This is a genomic window from Virgibacillus tibetensis, from assembly GCF_036026595.1.
Taxonomy (GTDB): Bacteria; Bacillota; Bacilli; order Bacillales; family Amphibacillaceae; genus Virgibacillus_P; species Virgibacillus_P tibetensis.
Genome location: NZ_JARZFX010000002.1, coordinates 629,192 through 647,507, shown reverse-complemented (window position 1 = coordinate 647,507; position 18,316 = coordinate 629,192). Strand labels below are relative to the sequence as shown.

Here is an 18,316-nt window from a genome sequence, read left to right as displayed (position 1 = left end):
GTGGAATGAAAGCTAAAAAAACAGGTATTTATCGAAATTATTTAAAGAGGCCAATGGACTTTATTTTATCATTAGCGGCCATTGTTGTTTTTTGTCCTTTATTATTGACAGTGGCAATACTAGTAAGAATAAAACTTGGAAGTCCTATATTATTTAAACAAAAAAGACCTGGTCGGAATGAGAAGATTTTTACAATGTATAAATTTAGGACGATGACTGATGAGAAAAATGCGAATGAAGAGTTGCTACCAGATAGTGTGAGGCTTACGAAGTTTGGAAAACTGTTAAGAGTTACATCACTTGACGAACTACCCGAATTGTTTAATATTTTAAAAGGTGATATGAGTATCGTTGGGCCAAGGCCACTAAGGGTAGATTATTTGCCATATTATAATAAGAAGCAAAAACATAGACATGATGTACAACCGGGACTATCAGGCTTGGCACAGGTTAATGGGAGAAATGCTTTGACTTGGGAGGAAAAATTTGATTTTGATGTTCAATACGTTGAAAATGTTTCTTTTATCTTAGACTGTAAGATAATCATTCAAACAATCTTAAAGGTGTTTAAACGAGAAGGAATTCATAATAGTGAAGCACAACCCAAAAAGTTCAGAGGATCACCTAACAAAAATCTATAGAATTTGTTATTTGGAAGATTTATTATGAAGGGAAAATATAAATATGCTAAACAAGGAAATTTATGTAGTTGGTGCAGGTACATATGGTGAAGCAATGTGTGAATTGGCAGAAGTCGTCGGATATAAAGTCAAAGGTTTTTATGATGAGGACGACCAAAAACTTAACACTTTTATAATGGGAGTTAAAATAAGTGAGAAGTTTTCAGATTTATGTGACCACACAATAAAAGGGAAACAATTTATTGTTGCAATAGGTCACAATGAAACTAGAAATAAAATTATGACAAAGATTAATAAATTAGGTGGAAGTACACCTACTTTAATCCACCCTACGGCTGTTATTAGTCCAAGTGCAGAAATTGGCAATGGAGTATACATTCAAGCCAATGTCTATATATGGACAAAAGTTAAGGTGGGCGATTTTTGTATTATTAGTCCCAATGTAGTAATAGCTCACCATTCTACATTAGGTTCGGCGTGTTTAATTTCTACACTATCAGGAGTAGGTGCATCAATAAAAATTGAGGATAAAGTTTTTATCGGTATGGGAAGTACTATTGTAACTGGAATGTCTAAAGTAGGTGAAAATTCTATTATAGGCGCGGGAGCAGTAGTTTTAAAAGATACTGATAAAAATAGTGTATACGCAGGTGTTCCGGCTAAAAAAATCAGAAATAATGATTTAGCATATAATAATTTATAAAATAATCGTGAACAGATATGTAAACTATAGGCGGTGACGGGTTCCAAATGATTAAAGAAAAGGTATACAATATAGTAATTTTAAATCATCATGCAAATACTCCCGATTCAACTGGTGGTGGTAGACATTATGACCTAACGAAAAAACTTTCAGAATTAGGTCATAATGTTACTGTTCTAGCTTCATCATACGATAACAAGAAGAGAGAATATAGATTTGATGAAGACGTAAAAGAAACAAGATATAATGAAAACTTTAAGTTTGTAAGTATAAAAACGAAACCAGCATACACAAATTCAGTAGGGAGATTTCTGAATTATGTTAATTACAAAAAGAAAGCAAGTAGTTACGACAATTATAATGTAAATCCGGATGTCATAATTGCTTCTTCGGTACATCCCCTAGCATGGGATGCGGGATATAAACTTAGCCGGAAGTATAATGCGAAATTCATTGTAGAAGTTAGAGATTTATGGCCGCTAAGTATGTACGAAGACTTCACAGGAATAAAGAAAAAGGTAGTGTTCTCATATTTTGAGTCTTTAGAAAAAAAATTCTATAATTTAGCTGATGCAATAATAACTACAGCACCATATGCGTACGAGTATATGGAGCAAAAATATGGCACTGATAGAAAAAAAGTATTCCATATCCCTCACGGTCTTGATATTGAGGAGTTTGATAAGCTAGCAGGTACTTCTGAAGACAACCTTCCGTCAGAACTGAATGAAGTATTAAATGATTGTTTCTGTGTTACTTATACTGGTGCACTTTCGAAAAGTGAAGGACTATCAACTTTTGTTGAATCGGCAAAGTTCTTAAAAGATCATGAAGATATCAAGTTAGTTGTAGTTGGTGGTGGGCCAGAGAAAACTAGACTCAATAAAATTATAAAAGAAAACAAATTAGATAATGTTTTAATGGTAGATAGTCAATCAAAAAATCATATACCCTTAATACTAAAAAAATCAAACCTTTTAATTTGTGGATTAATGGAGAGAGAAGCATTTAAATATGGTATAAGCAAAAATAAGTTTTATGAGTACATGGCAGCAGAAAAGCCAATTATATTTGCTTCTAATGTTAGAGGAAGTTTAATAACAAAAGCAAACGCTGGCATTACAATAGAACCTGATAAGCCCGAAAAACTTAAAGAAACAATATTACACATATATAACAATATTGATACTCTTGGTAGAGAGTTTGCTAAAAATGGACGTGCGTATGTAGAAGAGCATCATACTGTGCAAATAATAACAGAGAGTTTTCTTGAGGTAATATCTAATAGTAAAAAGCAATAAACTTTATGAGGTAAGGTTCATTCTATAAAAAAATATCTATTAATGGTTTTGTTTTTATATAGAACTATTTACATCATTAATGCTTTTTCGTGATGTAAAGAAACGAGGTCCCGCTATGTTTAAATCAATAATTACGGATTATGGCTTTCCCTGGCTTATTAACCGCTCATTATATTCAGTTAAGTTAAAGTTGATGAGAACAGTACCAGGAAGCGAAAAACTATTTGAAAAAAAAGTTAATGTAAAAAGGGTAGACATCTATAATTTTAATGTTGCTGCAATAGATAACTTCGTGAATAGCCTAACATATGAACAGAAGACTGAGATTATAACGATCGCAGATAAAGCAATCGAAGGTAAGATAACGGGGTTTTCAACTATCGAACTTAACTACGGGAATCCTATAAATTGGCATTATAATCCTCTCACTAAAAAGAAAGTTACTAGTAATAAAAAGTGGTATCAGATCCCTGATTTTGATCCTGAACGTGGTGATATAAAAGCTATCTGGGAAGCATCGAGATTTACTCATTTTTTCTATCTTAATCGAGCATTCTTGATAACTAAGAAGAAAAAATATTACCAAGCATTTTCTTTACAATTAGCAAATTGGTTAGATGAAAACCCTTATTCGTACGGTCCTAATTATAAATGTGGCCAAGAAGCAACCCTTAGAGTTATTGCAGCGTTAATAAGCTATTCAGTTTTTTCTAAATTCGGTATGGTTGACGAAAAAGATGGAAATAATTTAAAAAAGCTTGTTGAAGGAAGTTATAAAAAGGTGTTATCGAATTTTTTTTATGCTAAGAACTGCATCAAAAATAATCACACATTAACTGAAATTACGGGTTTAATTATTGGCAGCTGGTGTGCTGAAGATTACAAATCCTTAAAAAAGGCATATGACCTTCTAGATAAAGAAATAGATTATCAGTTTTCAAAAGATGGCGGGTATATTCAAAATTCGGTTAACTACCAAAGGTTCGCACTTCAAATAATTCAGTGCGTGATTAAATTGGGAGAAGCTACCAAACTGGATATTTCTGAAAAAAGTAAATCACTAGTTCTGAAGAGTGCACGCCAGTTATACCAAATACAAAATACTGATGGTGATGTACCTAATCGAGGAGCTAATGATGGGGCATTAATTTTTCCAATTACAGCTTGTAGTTATCGAGATTTCCGTCCAGTAATTAATACGATTAATACACTAATTGATAACCGAAGAGTTTATAATAAAGGATTGTATGACGAAGAACTATTATGGTTTTCTAATATCAATAATATTAATGAAATCCCGAAAGTAGAAATGAACCGTGAATCTATAGGTTACCCAAAGGCGGGTCTATATACGTTAAGATACGATGAAGATAGTTTTTTGATGGTAGTTTTGAAAGACAATAAAACGAGGCCTACACATATGGATCAGCTCCACATCGATTTATGGCATAGAGGTAAAAATATTTTATGCGATGCTGGTAGTTACTCATATGCAGATTCAGAAGGCAAAAAGTTATCATTAACTGCTGCTCACAATACCGTGAAGTTTGATAACAAAGAGCAAATGACTAAAAAGGGTGCTTTTTTAACTCTTGACTGGAGTAGGGCAAAGAACATTAAAAGTAGTTCAGGCCAATTTAAAGGAACGATGATTTCTAAAAATGGTTATAAACATACTAGAAACATTGAAAAAACTGATGTGGGTTATTCGATTGTTGATGAAGTATTTGGTGATGGGGAGTTCTGTGAGTTTTATTTCCATACTCCATTTGAAGTTAAGATAATTTCAACAGGGTTTGAACTTTATGATGAGAGCCAACTTTTATGTAGTATTACAACAGATGGCGATATTGTAGTTAAAAAAGCTTATAGGAGCTTATATTACTTAAGAAGAGATGAGATTAATTGCGTAATTGTAAGAGGCGGTATTTTTGAAAAAAAATGTAGTAAGAAATTTAATATAGACCTAAATTACTGAGGTAGCGTAAATTCAGAAGAAAGAAGGAAGGTATTAATATGATCAACATTATTGGTCTTGGTTACATAGGTTTACCTACGGCTTTAATGATCGCAAAAAGTGGTGTCAAAGTGGTAGGTACTGATAACAACAATAAACTAGTAAAATCATTATCTGAAGGTAAGCTCACTTTTGAGGAAAAGGGATTAGGAGAACTTTTTGAGGAGGCCATTTCTAATGGAATTGAATTTTCAACGGAATATCAGAAGACACATACGTATATTCTTGCCGTTCCAACACCATTCAACAAAGAAAGTAAGAAGCTTGATCCAAAGTATGTTATTTCAGCAGTGAATAGTGTCCTTGATAACTGTGAAAGTGGAGCTATAATAGTTATTGAATCGACTATAGCGCCAGGGACTATAGATAAATATATTCGCCCTGAGCTAGAGAGAAGGGGACTTACTATAGGAGTAGACATACATTTAGTTCACGCTCCTGAAAGAATTACTCCGGGGAATATGATATACGAACTTGAGCATAATTCGAGAACAATTGGTGCTGATGATCCTGAGATAAGTGGAAAAGTAAAAAAAATATATTCTGGTTTTTGTAAGTCAGAAATTGTTTTAACGGACATCAGATCAGCGGAAATGTCTAAGGTTATTGAAAACACTTATAGAGATGTTAACATAGCATTTGCAAATGAGTTAGCTAAGATTTGTCGCACAGATAACATGGATGTATATGAGATTACTAGGATAGCCAATAAACATCCACGAGTAAATATTCTTCAGCCTGGTCCAGGTGTTGGCGGCCATTGTATTTCTGTGGATCCATGGTTCTTAGTTGGAGACTATCCGGATTTAACAAATCTTATTTTGACAGCAAGAAAGACTAATGATTCTATGCCTAGGCACGTGCTTGGACGAATTAGAGATATTATGAGAGAACATGGGATAAAAGACATTTCAAAAGTTGGTTTATACGGATTGGCCTATAAAGAAAATGTTGATGATACTAGAGAAAGCCCTACACTTCAATTATTGGAAAGAATGGACGAGCATCTTGCCTTTGGTGTTAAAGTGTTTGATCCACTCGTTAAGGAAAGGATTGTAGATCACCAGTTTATGAATTTTGAGGATTTTATAAATGAAATAGAGATAGTCGTGGTTATGGTAGGACATGATCATGTCAAAAATAATATGGAACTTATAAAGGATAAGCTAGTTCTTGATACGAAAAATATTTGTGCTATAGATAAAGCATATAAATTATAATTTGGAAAGTATATTGACTAAAGCTTTTAGAAGGTGGAAATGTTGAAAAAAGTAGCTGTATTAATATCACATATTCCTAATCCAAGGATACTAAAAAGGATTAAAGCAGTGGAGAATGATTTTAATGTAACTTTGATATATTGGGATAGAGGTCAATTAGAAAAAGAGGCTTTTGAAATAAATCCTCAACATAAGGTTATAAAGAAAAACATAAAAGCCCCACAAGGCAAACCTACCAAAAGACTAATTCCGCTAGTAAAATATATGATTACTGTATTAGCTACATTAAAATATGAAAAACCAGATATAATTCATGCAGCGAATTTAGATATGCTGTATATAGCTTCTCTATATAAGAAGATCTTTAATAACAATTCAAAGATAATATATGAAGTAGCAGATCTTCCTAAATATACTTTTATCAAAAAAGCTAATTCTTTAAAGACAATCCTCGCTAAACTATTACAAAAAATAGAAAAGAGGCTTACATCAAGTATATCGAAAATAATTTTAACATCTCCATATTTCTGGAAAGAGTATTTTTCAGAATTTATCGAAGCTGACAAATATCTATTTATACCAAATGCTCCAACAAAGAAATTATTTAACAACTATGAAAAAAAGCAGCAGGGTAGTTTCACAATAGGTTTTATAGGGTCAGTTAGGTATATTGAACAACTTAAAATGTTAATAGATGTTGTTGAAGAAGTAGACAAGACTATGAAAGTATTTATTGCAGGGAGTGGACCGCACTACAATGAAATAAAGGATTATTCGAAAGATAAAGAATTCGTAGAAATATATGGCCCATATAATTACGAAAAAGAAATTGTTAGTTTATATGAAAAAATTGATTGCACATATGCTGTTTATAATACTAAGTTAAACAATGTCAAAATTGCTTTACCAAATAGACTATATGAATCACTTATTTGTGAGATTCCTATAATCGGAACAAAAGAAACTGTACTTGGAAATTTTATAGAGCAATACGAAATCGGAAGTAATATAAATGAGGATAAGGAAGAATTAAAAGATGTATTATTAAAGTTAATTAATTCACATGAATTAGTCGGTTTATATCAAAAGAATTGCCGGAGGATAAAATCAGACTATTATTACGAGCAAAATAGTGAAAAACTGCTCAATGAATATATAAAACTTACAATATAGAAAAGGGGCTTATTAGATTTGTCTGATGTTTTGAACGAGACCAGAAGCTATTAAAATATGTCCTTTAGTTAATGAACTAAACACGTGATCAATTGGATACTGTGGTTTGTGTCAAGGTCAGCATAGAGAAATGTTAGACCAGGTCTTGACTGCGTTTCAAGTAGTACGTGATCATGACCTATCAATCATGAAAGCGAATCAAACATTATTCGGTGTGACCATAAGTACCCTTGAGAAAATGAAAGCAATTTTGGAAGAAGTTAAGCCTGATATAGTTCTCGTCCATGGGGATACATCTACTACCTTTGTCAGATTCCGGTAGGTCACGTTGAAGCTGGGCTTAGAACGTATAATATATATTCGCCTTATCCAGAAGATCTTAATCGTCAAGCTGTTGGGATTGTAGCAAAATATAATTTTTCACCAACGGAAATGTCAAAAGAAAATTTGATATACGAAGGCAAAGAACCTTCATCAATCTATGTGACTGGTAATACAGCTATCGATGCTTTAAACACAACAGTTAGAAATGACTATACTCATGAACAATTAGAATGGTTAGCTGATAGCAAGCTTATCATAATAACGGCCCACAGAAGAGAAAACCTTGGAAAACCTATGAGAATTATGTTTAAAGCTATCAAGAGAATTGTAGGTGAACACCCTGTTATTAAAGTAATATATCCAATTCATATGAATCCAATTGTTAGAGAGGCTGCTAATGAGGTTTTAAGAAACTGTGAAAGAGTAAGCATTATTGAGCGATTAGAAGTCTTGGATTTTTCATAACTTCCTTTCGAGGCCATATTTAATTTTGACTGATATTGGGGGCATACAAGAAGAAGCACCGAGTTTGGGTAAACCAGTTTTAGTAATGCGTGTCGTGATACGACAGCGAGACCAGAAGGTGTAGAAGCAGGTACATTGAGGCTGGTAGGGATAGATGAAGAATTTATATATAAAACTTTCAAGCTATTACTTGAAGACAAAGATGAATATGAAAAGATGAGTAAATCAAATAATTCATATGGTGATGGTCTTGCAAGTAAGAGGATAGCTGATGTGTTGAGCGATTAGATAATACCTTAATTTGGAAAATGTCGCTAAAGCATGGCATTCTAAGGTTCTATAGAAACAGAGGCTTTTGAAAAGTAATATGATTAAAGAAGAGTCTGAAGGTTGCCTCTTTGTAATAATAACTATTCATTATTAGATATTTATCTATTTAACTTATTAGTATATACTCATTAAAACGAGGAGGATTGACATTTGATGACACACGATCATAATGTCAGTAGCTAATGAGGTACTTAACCACGAATGGGTTTACAGTCTTAAGAAGCGCAATATTAAATGTACTGAATTCATTTACTTCTCATACAAGAAAGTTTTTGAGTGCATATTTTATGGTTACGAATTTCTAATTCATTTAGACGTGTCGATTTCTTCTTAAGCTTAGAAGATTCAAAAATGATTACTGATTCTAAGTAGTGACACATATATAATTTTAATGTCTATATTTTACAATGAAGGAGAACCTTTTATGCCTCAAAAAAAATTTATCCTAGACTCTTTATTAAATATCATAGCAACTGCAATTCCTTTAGTAATACTCCAATTAGTTGCACTTCCGGTAGTTGGTGCTACCTTGGGAGGGAGTCAATATGGATTAGTAGTTACTTTAATAAGTCTCTTTACTTTATTGAGTCTTCCTTTCGGAAATGTTTTAAATAATATAAGACTATTGTTAGATAATGAGTATAAACAAAATAAAACTATTGGTGATTTTAATATACTACTAATTGGTGCTATAATTATAAGCTCTATTGTTGTTACCCTTGGAACAGTATATTATGAGGGGACTTTTTCACTTGTTAGCATTATCTTAATGGTTATAATATCTTGTTCTAATTTATTAAGGGAATATACTATAGTAACTTTCAGGTTAAACTTGAATTATAAAGCCATCTTGTTGAATAACTTAGTCCTTGGAACAGGTTATCTAGTTGGTGTAGTGGTATTTTATTTAACAGGATATTGGCAGTCTATTTTCATTATAGGTTCAGGGTTAAGTTTAATCTATATTACACGTAACTCGAATCTTTTAAAAGAAACCCTTACAACTACAAAGTTATTTAAAAAAACTTCTTACAAGAGTTTTGTGTTATTCATTTCTATTTTTTTAAAAACGATACTTTCCTATTCAGATAAGTTGTTATTATTTCCTTTACTTGGGCCATCGGCAGTATCAATTTATTACACGGCGACAATATTTGGAAAAATAATATCAATGATGATAGCTCCAGTAAACAGTGTGATTTTAAGTTATATTACTCGTATGCATAAAATATCAATGAAAAGTTTTAAATATATTATTGCCGTTACAGTAATTGTAGGGATAACAGGATATTCTGTAACTATACTAATTAGTCATCCTTTGTTACATTATTTGTATCCAACTTGGGCAGCAGAGTCTCTAGAATTGATATATATTACTACTGGAAGTGCTGTTTTAGGTGTTATGAGTTCGGTAATTCAACCGTTTGTTCTAAGGTTTAATAATATAAATTGGCAATTATTAATTAGTGGAAGCAATGTAGTTGTATATCTTATAAGTGTTTTTACACTCTTTAATCTTTATGGATTAATAGGTTTTTGCGTAGGTATTCTAATTGTAAACCTTTTAAAATTTATTATAATGATTTCAATTTTTATTTTTAATTTTAGAAATACAAATTAAAATTTATTAGCTAATTTAGGCTAGGATAACCGTCAAGATTGAAGAACTCCGTATTGGTTATCGGCTACTGCTCATAAGTTTGTAAGGAAACCAATATCTTATATAAGGGGAACTAACATCTGGATGCAGACCTATGTAAGTCGATGTAAAGTCCTAACTTCCAGTTGGGTTTCATCAACTAGTGAAGACCGTCCATATAAGCGATATTGAAAATGATAGTTTAACTCAGAATGAGGTAGTGGTAACGAAGAGAGAGGAATAATGTAAGTATTTCTATTTAAATACATTATAAAATACCTCATTTAAAAGGATGTGGCTCCATGACAAGAAAGAAAATTTATATGCTTATTTTTTTAGTGATATACACATCGATAATTTCCTTGTATATATTAAACAGTCATGACGAAAAGACCTTGCTTTTTACATTTTTATTAGCATTGTTTCCAGTTATTATGTATATGGTTGCATATATAAAACTATTTTCAGCAACGTTTTTCTTTATACTATTTTATTTAATGTTGTTTTTTGTGCAGCCCATATACAACCTTTTGATAGAGTATCACTATTATCAATACAGTTTTGAATCATTGAAAACTTTAACATTAATGTCAGTATTAGGGATTTTACTTTTTTGCATAGGTAATTGTGTCTTAGTCGGAAAGGAAATCAAACTAAAAAAAATATACTTAGAAAAAGTAGCAGTTCGAAAAGTTATTATTTTAATAGGGGTTGTTACATTTGTAAGTGTTATTTTTTGTTTTATAGATGCTGGAACACTAAATATAATGAATTTAAGTCGTTTAGAACTTAAAAACCCCAGCATTTTTCGGCTACTGGCTACTTATGGTTTTTATATGACATCAATTTTGTTTTTCTTAGTATTCTTTACTGTAAAAGCAAGGCAACATTCTAACGTTCTAAAGTGGATATTAATTTTCATTTTGTTGGAAACCCTAATATTTATGCTCTTTAGAACGAGGTCATTGCTAGTTGTTCATTCAGCTTCGGTTTTAGTTGGATATTACTATAGTGGATTATATGGATACAATAAATATAAAAATTACTTGTCACCTAAAATCATTACTTTATTTTTAGGTGTCTTAGTTTTCCTTCTTGCGATAACTTCAAGGTTTTTTCGAGGTTTTTTACAACCTGGCCAAAACATTGAAAGTTTCGACTTTGATTTAAAGTTATTTTTAGAATCATCTATAATGTCTGGAGATATAGGTTATTCGACAAGAGTTTTGGATGTAATTAATTACGTTCCTTTATATAACGACTTTTTAAATGGTCAATCTTACTATAGGTTATTATTTTCTGTTATCCCAAGATCAATATGGAGGGATAAACCTGAAAACACACAACAAATTGTGGCTAGTTGGTTAGAACCTGATATAGAAGGGATGTCCGTACCTCCAGGTATAATAGGAGATGCTTATATTAACTTTGGTTTAGTTGGCTTAGTAATCCTGATTTTGTTTGGATTTTTCTTCGCTATCTTGGACAAAAAACTATCAATTAAGCATTTTATGTTGTGGGCAGTAAGTGCAACTTGGATATTCCATCTTGTAAGAGGTGGTTTCACAAACCCATTAATAATATTTGCTATGTTGTTTATTGTAATAAACTTTATAAACTATAAATTCTTCAATAATAGTACAGTTCGAAACAAAAAGAATTTATTCAAAAAGAAGTTTGTTTAATATTAAACTGCGAGGAAATGGGGAACTTCTCCGTATAGTAATCTACCTTTTTCGGACCAACATAATGGCGTACTAACTCCTCATCGGACAGTTGTTCGTTTGGAGAAAAGGCCTGGAAAGTAGATTCCAGCTGAACAACATCCTGCGCTTTTTTATGTACTACTTGCTGTTGCGTATTACTTTCCTTTGCTACGTTAGATTCTAGTTTCCGCATAAATGACAGAATCTAGCCCCTTCACCTTGTTTTGTTCCACAGTTTGTACAATACAAAAGATCACCCCCATGTTTTGTGTTTGTTGGTACTATTTTACTATCGCATGATTTTTGGAGGGTGGGCCATGGTACAGGCATCGCAGTCCACAATGCTTTCAGACTCACACCATATGCAATCTCGAAATTTTTAAAAATTAGTAATAAATGATATAATAGACCTACCGAATTAAGGGCAAACCAGTACGAAAGTCTGGGACGCAAAACCATAGGCCTAACGTTCATTTGAACTAAGGTAGCTAGGATGCCGGTTGTATAGGGACTTACTCTAGGCTTTTTCGGTTAAACAAGTCTTTTTTTGTTGTTTATACTTTTTGGGGTAGGTGGGTCTCTTATGAGTATTAATGAAAGAAATGCTATGGGGATATTTTCGGTAGTGCAAAGTATTCTTTATTTTCTTGTGGTGATTTATTTTTGGGGTAGTTCTCATGCCTGGTGGCTAACTTTTCTATTTCTTGTAATTATGATATTACCTGCTATTCTAGTAAAACTTCCTAATAATCTTCTTTTGATTTTAGTTATTAGTGTTATTCATTTAAGCGTTATCTTTCTTATCATCGCTCATTCTGGTCATACAGAAAGCCCTTTCTATCCTATGTACTATTTACCAATTATTACTACGTTCGCTACAAGTGTGAAAAGATTTAAAAAGCGTAGTATCATGTTGATATCAATATTAGCTTCTGTATTTACATTTTTGCATGTTGCATTTACAAAGGATCCAGAACTATTAGTTTGGTTGCAAGGTTGTGTTAACTCCGTTAGTTACTTTGTACTAGGGTTTGGGGTTTTATTTTATCAAATGCAACTTAGAAAAACTATCAGTGAATCAAAAACAGATTACCTAACTGGTTTGTACAATAAACAATCCGGAGAAAAACTTCTGCTAGAGGAAATAAAGAAAGCAAAGGCTATTGATTATTCAGTAACAGTTGCATTTTGTGATCTAGATAATTTTAAAAGTATAAACGATACATATGGTCACTTATTAGGTGATAGTATGTTAAAGCAAGCTGCATCTATTATAAGAGAGAGCGTACCAGGTGATGCTTCGGTTGTTCGATGGGGTGGAGAAGAATTCCTCTTAGTATTAAGAAAAGTAGAAAAGCAAGAGGGGATCAAGGTTATGGAAAGAATTCGCAAAAATATAGAATCGCATCAGTTTTCATATCATGGTAAAACGATCGCTTTAACGATAAGTGGGGGGATTGTGGAGGTGGAGGATTACGATCATAACATCCTCAATGTACTAGATGAAGCTGACAAACGTCTGTATATTGCAAAAAACACAGGGAAAAATAGAATTATATCCTAAGCTTATACTATGTACTTCGTCGAGTCCCAGTGGAGTGTCAAGTCCCCACCGCTTTAAAGCTTTATAGTGCAGACGTGAGTGAGGCGGATTTTTTTAATAGACTTATAGTAACTGTTGGATAATTTGCGTTCTATGTGAAAACCAAAGTGGTATTAGTCCCCATAATTTTACAATTTTTTCTTTGAAGGGGAATATCCATTTTACTTTGCGTTAGTAATAAATGCATCCCCATTAATTTACCCATTTAATAACTCATTTTGGTAGAAAACCTTAGGGATCACAATGAATTTAAAGTATTAGATAGGGGTAAGCTCTCACCTATGAATAATGCTAGATTTTTTGATTCTAAAAATGTATTGCGCATTCCTGTTGATGATGTTAAGTATATTAATTATGGAATATGTATGAGTTTATTAATAGAAAAAGGTTATTTATAGTTATCGGGAAATAACTATGTAAGCTATTAGAATTGTTAGTATGGTTTTAAAAGTTTTTTTATTGTAAAATATATAATTAAAATCATTATAGATAAGATGTTAAGCCATGGGAGGCACTTTAAATTATAGAAAAAAGGTAAACCACTTAAAAATCTGATTATTAAGTATTGACTATTAATAATGAATAATATAATATGTTTTACAAAAGAAAGTCCATCTAAACGATTAAATCTAAACGATTAAATCAAAGGAGAGTATGAAATGAGTTCAGTGAAGAGAAAGGGGGAACGAGTAACCCTTAAAGAAGTAGCAAAACACGCTGGTGTTTCAACGGCTACAGTTTCTTATGTTATCAATAATACACGTTATGTTAGCGATAAGTTAAAATCCTCTGTTTTAAACGCTGTAGATGAACTAGGATACAGTCCCAATAATATTGCTAGAAGTTTACGTTCTAATCAAACATATACGATTGGATTAATAGTTTCTAATGTAGAAAATCCATTCTATACAGAAATTGCAAGAGCCATTGAAGAAAAAGCATATTCAGAAGGGTATAGTGTAATTATTTGTAATAGTGAGGATGACATTTTAAAGGAAACAAATTATTTAAAATTGCTACAATCTAAACGATTAGATGGAATTATTTTAGCTCCTGCTCCAGGGGAAAATGAACATTTATATTATGTTTTACAAGAGAATTCAATGCCTATTGTATTGCTTAACAGAAAGTTAGATGTTGAGGGTATACCTATAATAAAGATTAACAATAGACATAGCGCGGAAAGATGTGTTAACCATCTTATTGAAACTCATGGATATAGAGATATTGGTGCAGTAATTGGCTCGGTTGAAACGTTATTAAGTAAGGATAGGTATGATGGTTTCGTTCATGCATTGAATAGTTTTGGACTTCCGGTTCGGAATGAATGGATCATCCACGGAAATTCATCATTTGCAGGTGGTTATAAAGCATTAAAACATTTAATGGGAAAAGATAAGAGGCCAGAGGCAATTTTTATTGGAGGTTCATTAATGTATTTGGGCGTGTTAAGTGCGTTGAAGGAGTTGCATCTTAAATGTCCAGAAGATATTGCTCTTATTGGTTTTAGTGAGATGAGATTTAGTCACTTACTTGAACCACCATTATCTACTATTCATCAACCTGCTAAAAAGTTGGCGGAACTTAGTCTTGAAGTATTACTTCAACAAATTTCAGGTATTGAGCGAAAACAAAATGCTTTTGAACTAGAGACGGAGCTTATCATTAGAAATTCATGCGGATGTAATAAAATGTAGAGGAGGTTTGATAAGATGGAAAGGGTTTCAATATACACACCAATGGGAATGTTAGGTTACGGATTTCCAGAGCGTTCATTAAAAAATGCAATAGCAAAAAAACCGAATGTAATTGCTGTTGATGCCGGTTCTACTGATCCTGGGCCATATTATTTAGGAGTAGGCAATTCGTTTACATCACGTACTATGGTTAAAAAGGACTTATCATTGATATTAATGGAAGCGATTTCAATAAATAGTCCTTTAATTATTGGATCGGTTGGAGGGTCAGGTGCTACCCCGCATCTTAATTCATTTTTAGAAGTGTTTGAAGAGGTAGTAAAAGAAAATAAACTTTCACTCAAAATTGCAGTAATACATTCTGAAATCGATAAAGATTTCTTAAATCTTGCAAATGATTCGAATAAGATCGAGGATTTCGAAATGGGAAAGAAGATTACTTCGGAGGATATTGATAGAAGTAACTATATAGTTGCACAAATGGGAGTAGAACCTATTATTAATGCGTTAAAAAACGATGTGGATGTAGTAATTGCAGGAAGGGCTTATGATGCTGCTCTAATGGCTGCCTTTCCTATTATGAAAGGTTTTAGTAAAGGATTATCATACCATATGGGAAAAATATTAGAGTGCGGTTCTGCAATTGCAGTGCCTAGAGAATCTGACGGGGCAATTGGAGTTATTTCTAAAAATGACTTTACAATTGAACCTGCAGATCCATTAAAAACAACTTCAAAAGAGCTAGTTGCTGCCCATACATTATATGAAAAAACAAATCCAGTTCATTTACACGTTCCTGGTGGCAAGTTGAACCTAGAGAACTGTAATTTTACAGAATTAGATGAGAGAACAGTTAAGGTAGATGGAAGCAAGTTTGAGCCATTGCCATACAAAGTGAAATTAGAAGGGGCTGCATTTGTAGGTTATAGAAGTATATGTATTTCGGGCATACGGGATCCATATATGATTAAAAATCTTGAGGGAGTGATTGAGCGTGTAAAAGCAAAACTCAGAAGGGACTTAAAGGACATAGTTAATGAAAATGAATACACTTTTCTCCATTACAAGTATGGGCAGAATGCAGTTATGGGAGAAGAAATTTCTGAGCAAATTAATTCTCCTGAGATAGGTTTGATCATCGAAATAGTGGCCAAAACTCAAGAGTTGGCTAATACGATAAGTGCCTTAGCTCGATCTGCAATGCTTCATACTGGCTATGAATCCCGTAAAGCAAATGCAGGCAACCTGGCATTCTTATATACTCCTGCTGAATTTCCAGGACCACCAGCATATGAGTTTAGTATTTATCATCTTTTACAGGTTGAAGATCCAACAGAAATATTTCCGATTGAGTATAAAGAAGTAGGTGAATGAAAGTGGAAATAAAAAAGAGGGTTAATGACGTTGCAAAAATAGTTCGAAGTAAAAATGCGGGACCATTTTTAATAACACTAGATATTATCTTTAGTAAACAAGAAGACTACGATAAGTTTAAAAACGGTAACTACGTATCAAAAAGAAAAATAGCAGAACTTTATCAGATAGAATTAGAAAAAGTAATAGAATGTTTGTTTTATGATAATGCCAGGGCTTTTAAGACGACGATTAAGCGAGGTATCCCTTCTGGTAGTGTTGGCGATACAGATATATATGGAGTGCAACAACATGTTCCATTGTTGCACTTGGAGCTGCCAAACTGGTAAAAAATTTAGAGATACCCCAAAAGTAAATATTGAAAATCGGTGTATAAAAATAATTTTAGGAGGATTTGTAAATGAAAAAAATGATAAATGTATTGTTTTTATTATCGGTATTAATAGTTTCAGCTTGTTCTGAGAACACCGGCGCAGAATCCAATGTAGTACTTCAAGTGGGGCATGTTTATCCAGCAGATTCTATTCCAGATAAGGTTATCCAAGAATTTAATAAAATTATTACTGAGAAAACAGACGGACGTATCACGGCAGATATTTACCCTGCTGGACAAATGGGAGACGATCCTGAATTACAAGAAGCTGTTCAATTAGGAAGTACAGATATTATAATTACAGGATCTTCACTTATTGATAATTTTGCACCCGAATATGGTATTGTTGGTGCGCCGTATGTGTTTAGAGATTGGGATCACATCGATAAAGCTCTAAATGGAGAACTTGGAGAAGAAATGAACCAAGCAGTTTTGGATAACTCTGGCGTTCAAATTATTGGCATTAGTCAACGAGGAGCAAGAAACTTAACAGCAAATGAGGAAATTAAAACCCCATCTGATATGGAAGGGTTTAAGTTAAGAACACCAAATAATGAGCAACAACTAGCTGTTTGGGGAGAAATTGGAGCAAACCCAACACCATTAGATTGGGGGGAAGTGTATACTTCATTACAACAAGGAGTAATAGCAGGGCAGGAAAATCCATTAGATTTAATACACAGTGCGAACCTTGCTGAAGTACAAGACTATTTGATGATTACACAACATTTAGTTAACCCATATTGGTATGCGATGAATAACGAAAGGTTACAGTCATTATCAGAAGAAGACAGAAAGATTGTACTCGAAGCAATGGATGAGGCAACTGCAATGGGTACTTCAGAAGGAATTGCATCTGAAGAAGAACTCCTGCAACTGTTGGAGGATGCAGGGATGACGATCGTTGAACCAGATGTAGAGGCGTTCCAAATTGCTGCACAAGAAGGACATAAGATTCTATTGGAAGATGGAGTTAATATTGAGTTTTATGAGAAATTAATAAACTTGCAATAAAATAGTTTAGGAGTGTATTCACATGAGTAGTTGGAAAGAGGATTTAAATGTGTGGCCGAGGAAACTTCCCTCGGTCCAACTTGATATAGATAAACTAGCCTTAATCATTATAGATATGCAACTCTATGATACTAGTCGAAATTATGGATTAGCACATTCATTGAAAAATTATCCAAGTATGTTTAATTATTATTACGATCGAATCGATGACATCGTGCTTCCAAATAATGTTAGACTGCTACACTTTTTTAGGGACAACAATCTACCTGTTATCCATGTCACAGTTGGAGCTGAGTTAAAAGATGGTAGCGATCAAATTCCCCGTCGTAAACGAAGAGATAATACAATGACAAGTGACACAGGTGTCAACTTCACTTTCTATAAAGGATCGAAACCACAACAAATTCATCCAGACTTAAAACCTCTTGAAGGTGAATTAGTATTAAATAAAAATTCTTCAAGTGCCTTTAATTCAACTGCTATTGATCAGTTTTTAAGAAACATGAGAATAGAAGGGTTGTTTATGACGGGAGTATCCACTAGCACGTGTGTTGAAACTACTGCAAGAGATGCTTCAGATAGAGGATATGAGTGTGTATTAATAGAGGATGCTTGTGCTAGTTTTGATCAGTATTCACACGATGCAACACTAAAAATATTTGCTAGGATGTTTGGTGAAGTTTGGTCAACAGAAGAGGCAATCCAGAAGACTAATAAATTAATGTATTAGTCAACA

At 32.9% G+C, this 18,316-nt stretch carries 15 protein-coding genes, 1 pseudogene and 1 riboswitch; of the genes and pseudogenes, 15 read left to right on the top strand and 1 reads right to left on the bottom strand.

The annotated features are described in order from the left end of the window. The first annotated feature begins 5 nt into the window (after nucleotides 1-5). The 9 genes and pseudogenes from QGM71_RS07805 (at nucleotide 6) to QGM71_RS07765 (ending at nucleotide 11,498) form a co-directional block, all read left to right on the top strand. On the top strand, nucleotides 6-641 hold the full coding sequence (locus QGM71_RS07805; protein ID WP_327606957.1) for a sugar transferase: 636 nt from the start codon (nucleotides 6-8) through the stop codon (nucleotides 639-641). Nucleotides 642-684: 43 nt separating this feature from the next. Continuing rightward, nucleotides 685-1,344, top strand: a complete 660-nt coding sequence (locus QGM71_RS07800) for a NeuD/PglB/VioB family sugar acetyltransferase (RefSeq protein WP_327606956.1) — start codon at nucleotides 685-687, stop codon at nucleotides 1,342-1,344. Between the two features lie 47 nt (nucleotides 1,345-1,391). Further along, on the top strand, nucleotides 1,392-2,645 hold the full coding sequence (locus QGM71_RS07795) for a glycosyltransferase family 4 protein (protein WP_327606955.1): 1,254 nt from the start codon (nucleotides 1,392-1,394) through the stop codon (nucleotides 2,643-2,645). Nucleotides 2,646-2,760: 115 nt separating this feature from the next. Then, complete coding sequence (locus QGM71_RS07790) at nucleotides 2,761-4,623, top strand: heparinase II/III domain-containing protein (protein ID WP_327606954.1); 1,863 nt, start codon at nucleotides 2,761-2,763, stop codon at nucleotides 4,621-4,623. Between the two features lie 38 nt (nucleotides 4,624-4,661). After that, on the top strand, nucleotides 4,662-5,882 hold the full coding sequence (locus QGM71_RS07785) for a nucleotide sugar dehydrogenase (RefSeq protein ID WP_327606953.1): 1,221 nt from the start codon (nucleotides 4,662-4,664) through the stop codon (nucleotides 5,880-5,882). A gap of 42 nt (nucleotides 5,883-5,924) precedes the next feature. Beyond that, a complete protein-coding gene (locus QGM71_RS07780) occupies nucleotides 5,925-7,055 on the top strand; it encodes a glycosyltransferase (RefSeq protein WP_327606952.1) in 1,131 nt (376 codons plus the stop codon). A 49-nt stretch (nucleotides 7,056-7,104) separates the two neighbouring features. After that, a pseudogene (wecB, locus tag QGM71_RS07775) lies at nucleotides 7,105-8,132 on the top strand (non-hydrolyzing UDP-N-acetylglucosamine 2-epimerase). A gap of 466 nt (nucleotides 8,133-8,598) precedes the next feature. Continuing rightward, nucleotides 8,599-9,795, top strand: coding sequence for a lipopolysaccharide biosynthesis protein (locus QGM71_RS07770; RefSeq protein ID WP_327606951.1), 1,197 nt, complete (start codon nucleotides 8,599-8,601; stop codon nucleotides 9,793-9,795). A gap of 320 nt (nucleotides 9,796-10,115) precedes the next feature. Beyond that, nucleotides 10,116-11,498 (top strand): O-antigen polymerase, encoded by a 1,383-nt coding sequence (locus QGM71_RS07765; RefSeq protein WP_327606950.1) that lies wholly within the window; start codon nucleotides 10,116-10,118, stop codon nucleotides 11,496-11,498. On the opposite strand, the gene QGM71_RS07760 is transcribed toward QGM71_RS07765, so the two are convergent. Further along, the gene (locus QGM71_RS07760) at nucleotides 11,479-11,712 is read right to left on the bottom strand and encodes a hypothetical protein (protein WP_327606949.1); all 234 of its coding nucleotides are present in this window, start codon (nucleotides 11,710-11,712) and stop codon (nucleotides 11,479-11,481) included. The genes QGM71_RS07765 and QGM71_RS07760 overlap by 20 nt on opposite strands. Nucleotides 11,713-11,932: 220 nt before the next feature. Next, a riboswitch (cyclic di-GMP riboswitch) is annotated at nucleotides 11,933-12,020 on the top strand. A gap of 82 nt (nucleotides 12,021-12,102) precedes the next feature. Here QGM71_RS07760 and QGM71_RS07755 point away from each other — a divergent pair. From QGM71_RS07755 to QGM71_RS07730, 6 genes are all read left to right on the top strand, one after another. Further along, nucleotides 12,103-13,083, top strand: a complete 981-nt coding sequence (locus QGM71_RS07755) for a GGDEF domain-containing protein (RefSeq protein WP_327606948.1) — start codon at nucleotides 12,103-12,105, stop codon at nucleotides 13,081-13,083. A gap of 698 nt (nucleotides 13,084-13,781) precedes the next feature. Continuing rightward, nucleotides 13,782-14,819, top strand: coding sequence for a LacI family DNA-binding transcriptional regulator (locus QGM71_RS07750; protein WP_327606947.1), 1,038 nt, complete (start codon nucleotides 13,782-13,784; stop codon nucleotides 14,817-14,819). Nucleotides 14,820-14,834: 15 nt separating this feature from the next. Continuing rightward, nucleotides 14,835-16,193 (top strand): acyclic terpene utilization AtuA family protein, encoded by a 1,359-nt coding sequence (locus QGM71_RS07745; RefSeq protein ID WP_327606946.1) that lies wholly within the window; start codon nucleotides 14,835-14,837, stop codon nucleotides 16,191-16,193. A 2-nt stretch (nucleotides 16,194-16,195) separates the two neighbouring features. After that, nucleotides 16,196-16,522 carry a DUF4387 domain-containing protein gene (locus QGM71_RS07740; protein ID WP_327606945.1) on the top strand — a complete coding sequence of 109 codons (327 nt, stop codon included), beginning with the start codon at nucleotides 16,196-16,198 and terminating at the stop codon, nucleotides 16,520-16,522. A gap of 71 nt (nucleotides 16,523-16,593) precedes the next feature. Then, nucleotides 16,594-17,580: a TRAP transporter substrate-binding protein gene (locus tag QGM71_RS07735; protein ID WP_327606944.1), complete on the top strand. Its 987-nt coding sequence runs from the start codon at nucleotides 16,594-16,596 to the stop codon at nucleotides 17,578-17,580. Nucleotides 17,581-17,602: 22 nt separating this feature from the next. Further along, on the top strand, nucleotides 17,603-18,310 hold the full coding sequence (locus tag QGM71_RS07730) for a cysteine hydrolase family protein (protein WP_327606943.1): 708 nt from the start codon (nucleotides 17,603-17,605) through the stop codon (nucleotides 18,308-18,310). Nucleotides 18,311-18,316: the final 6 nt, after the last annotated feature.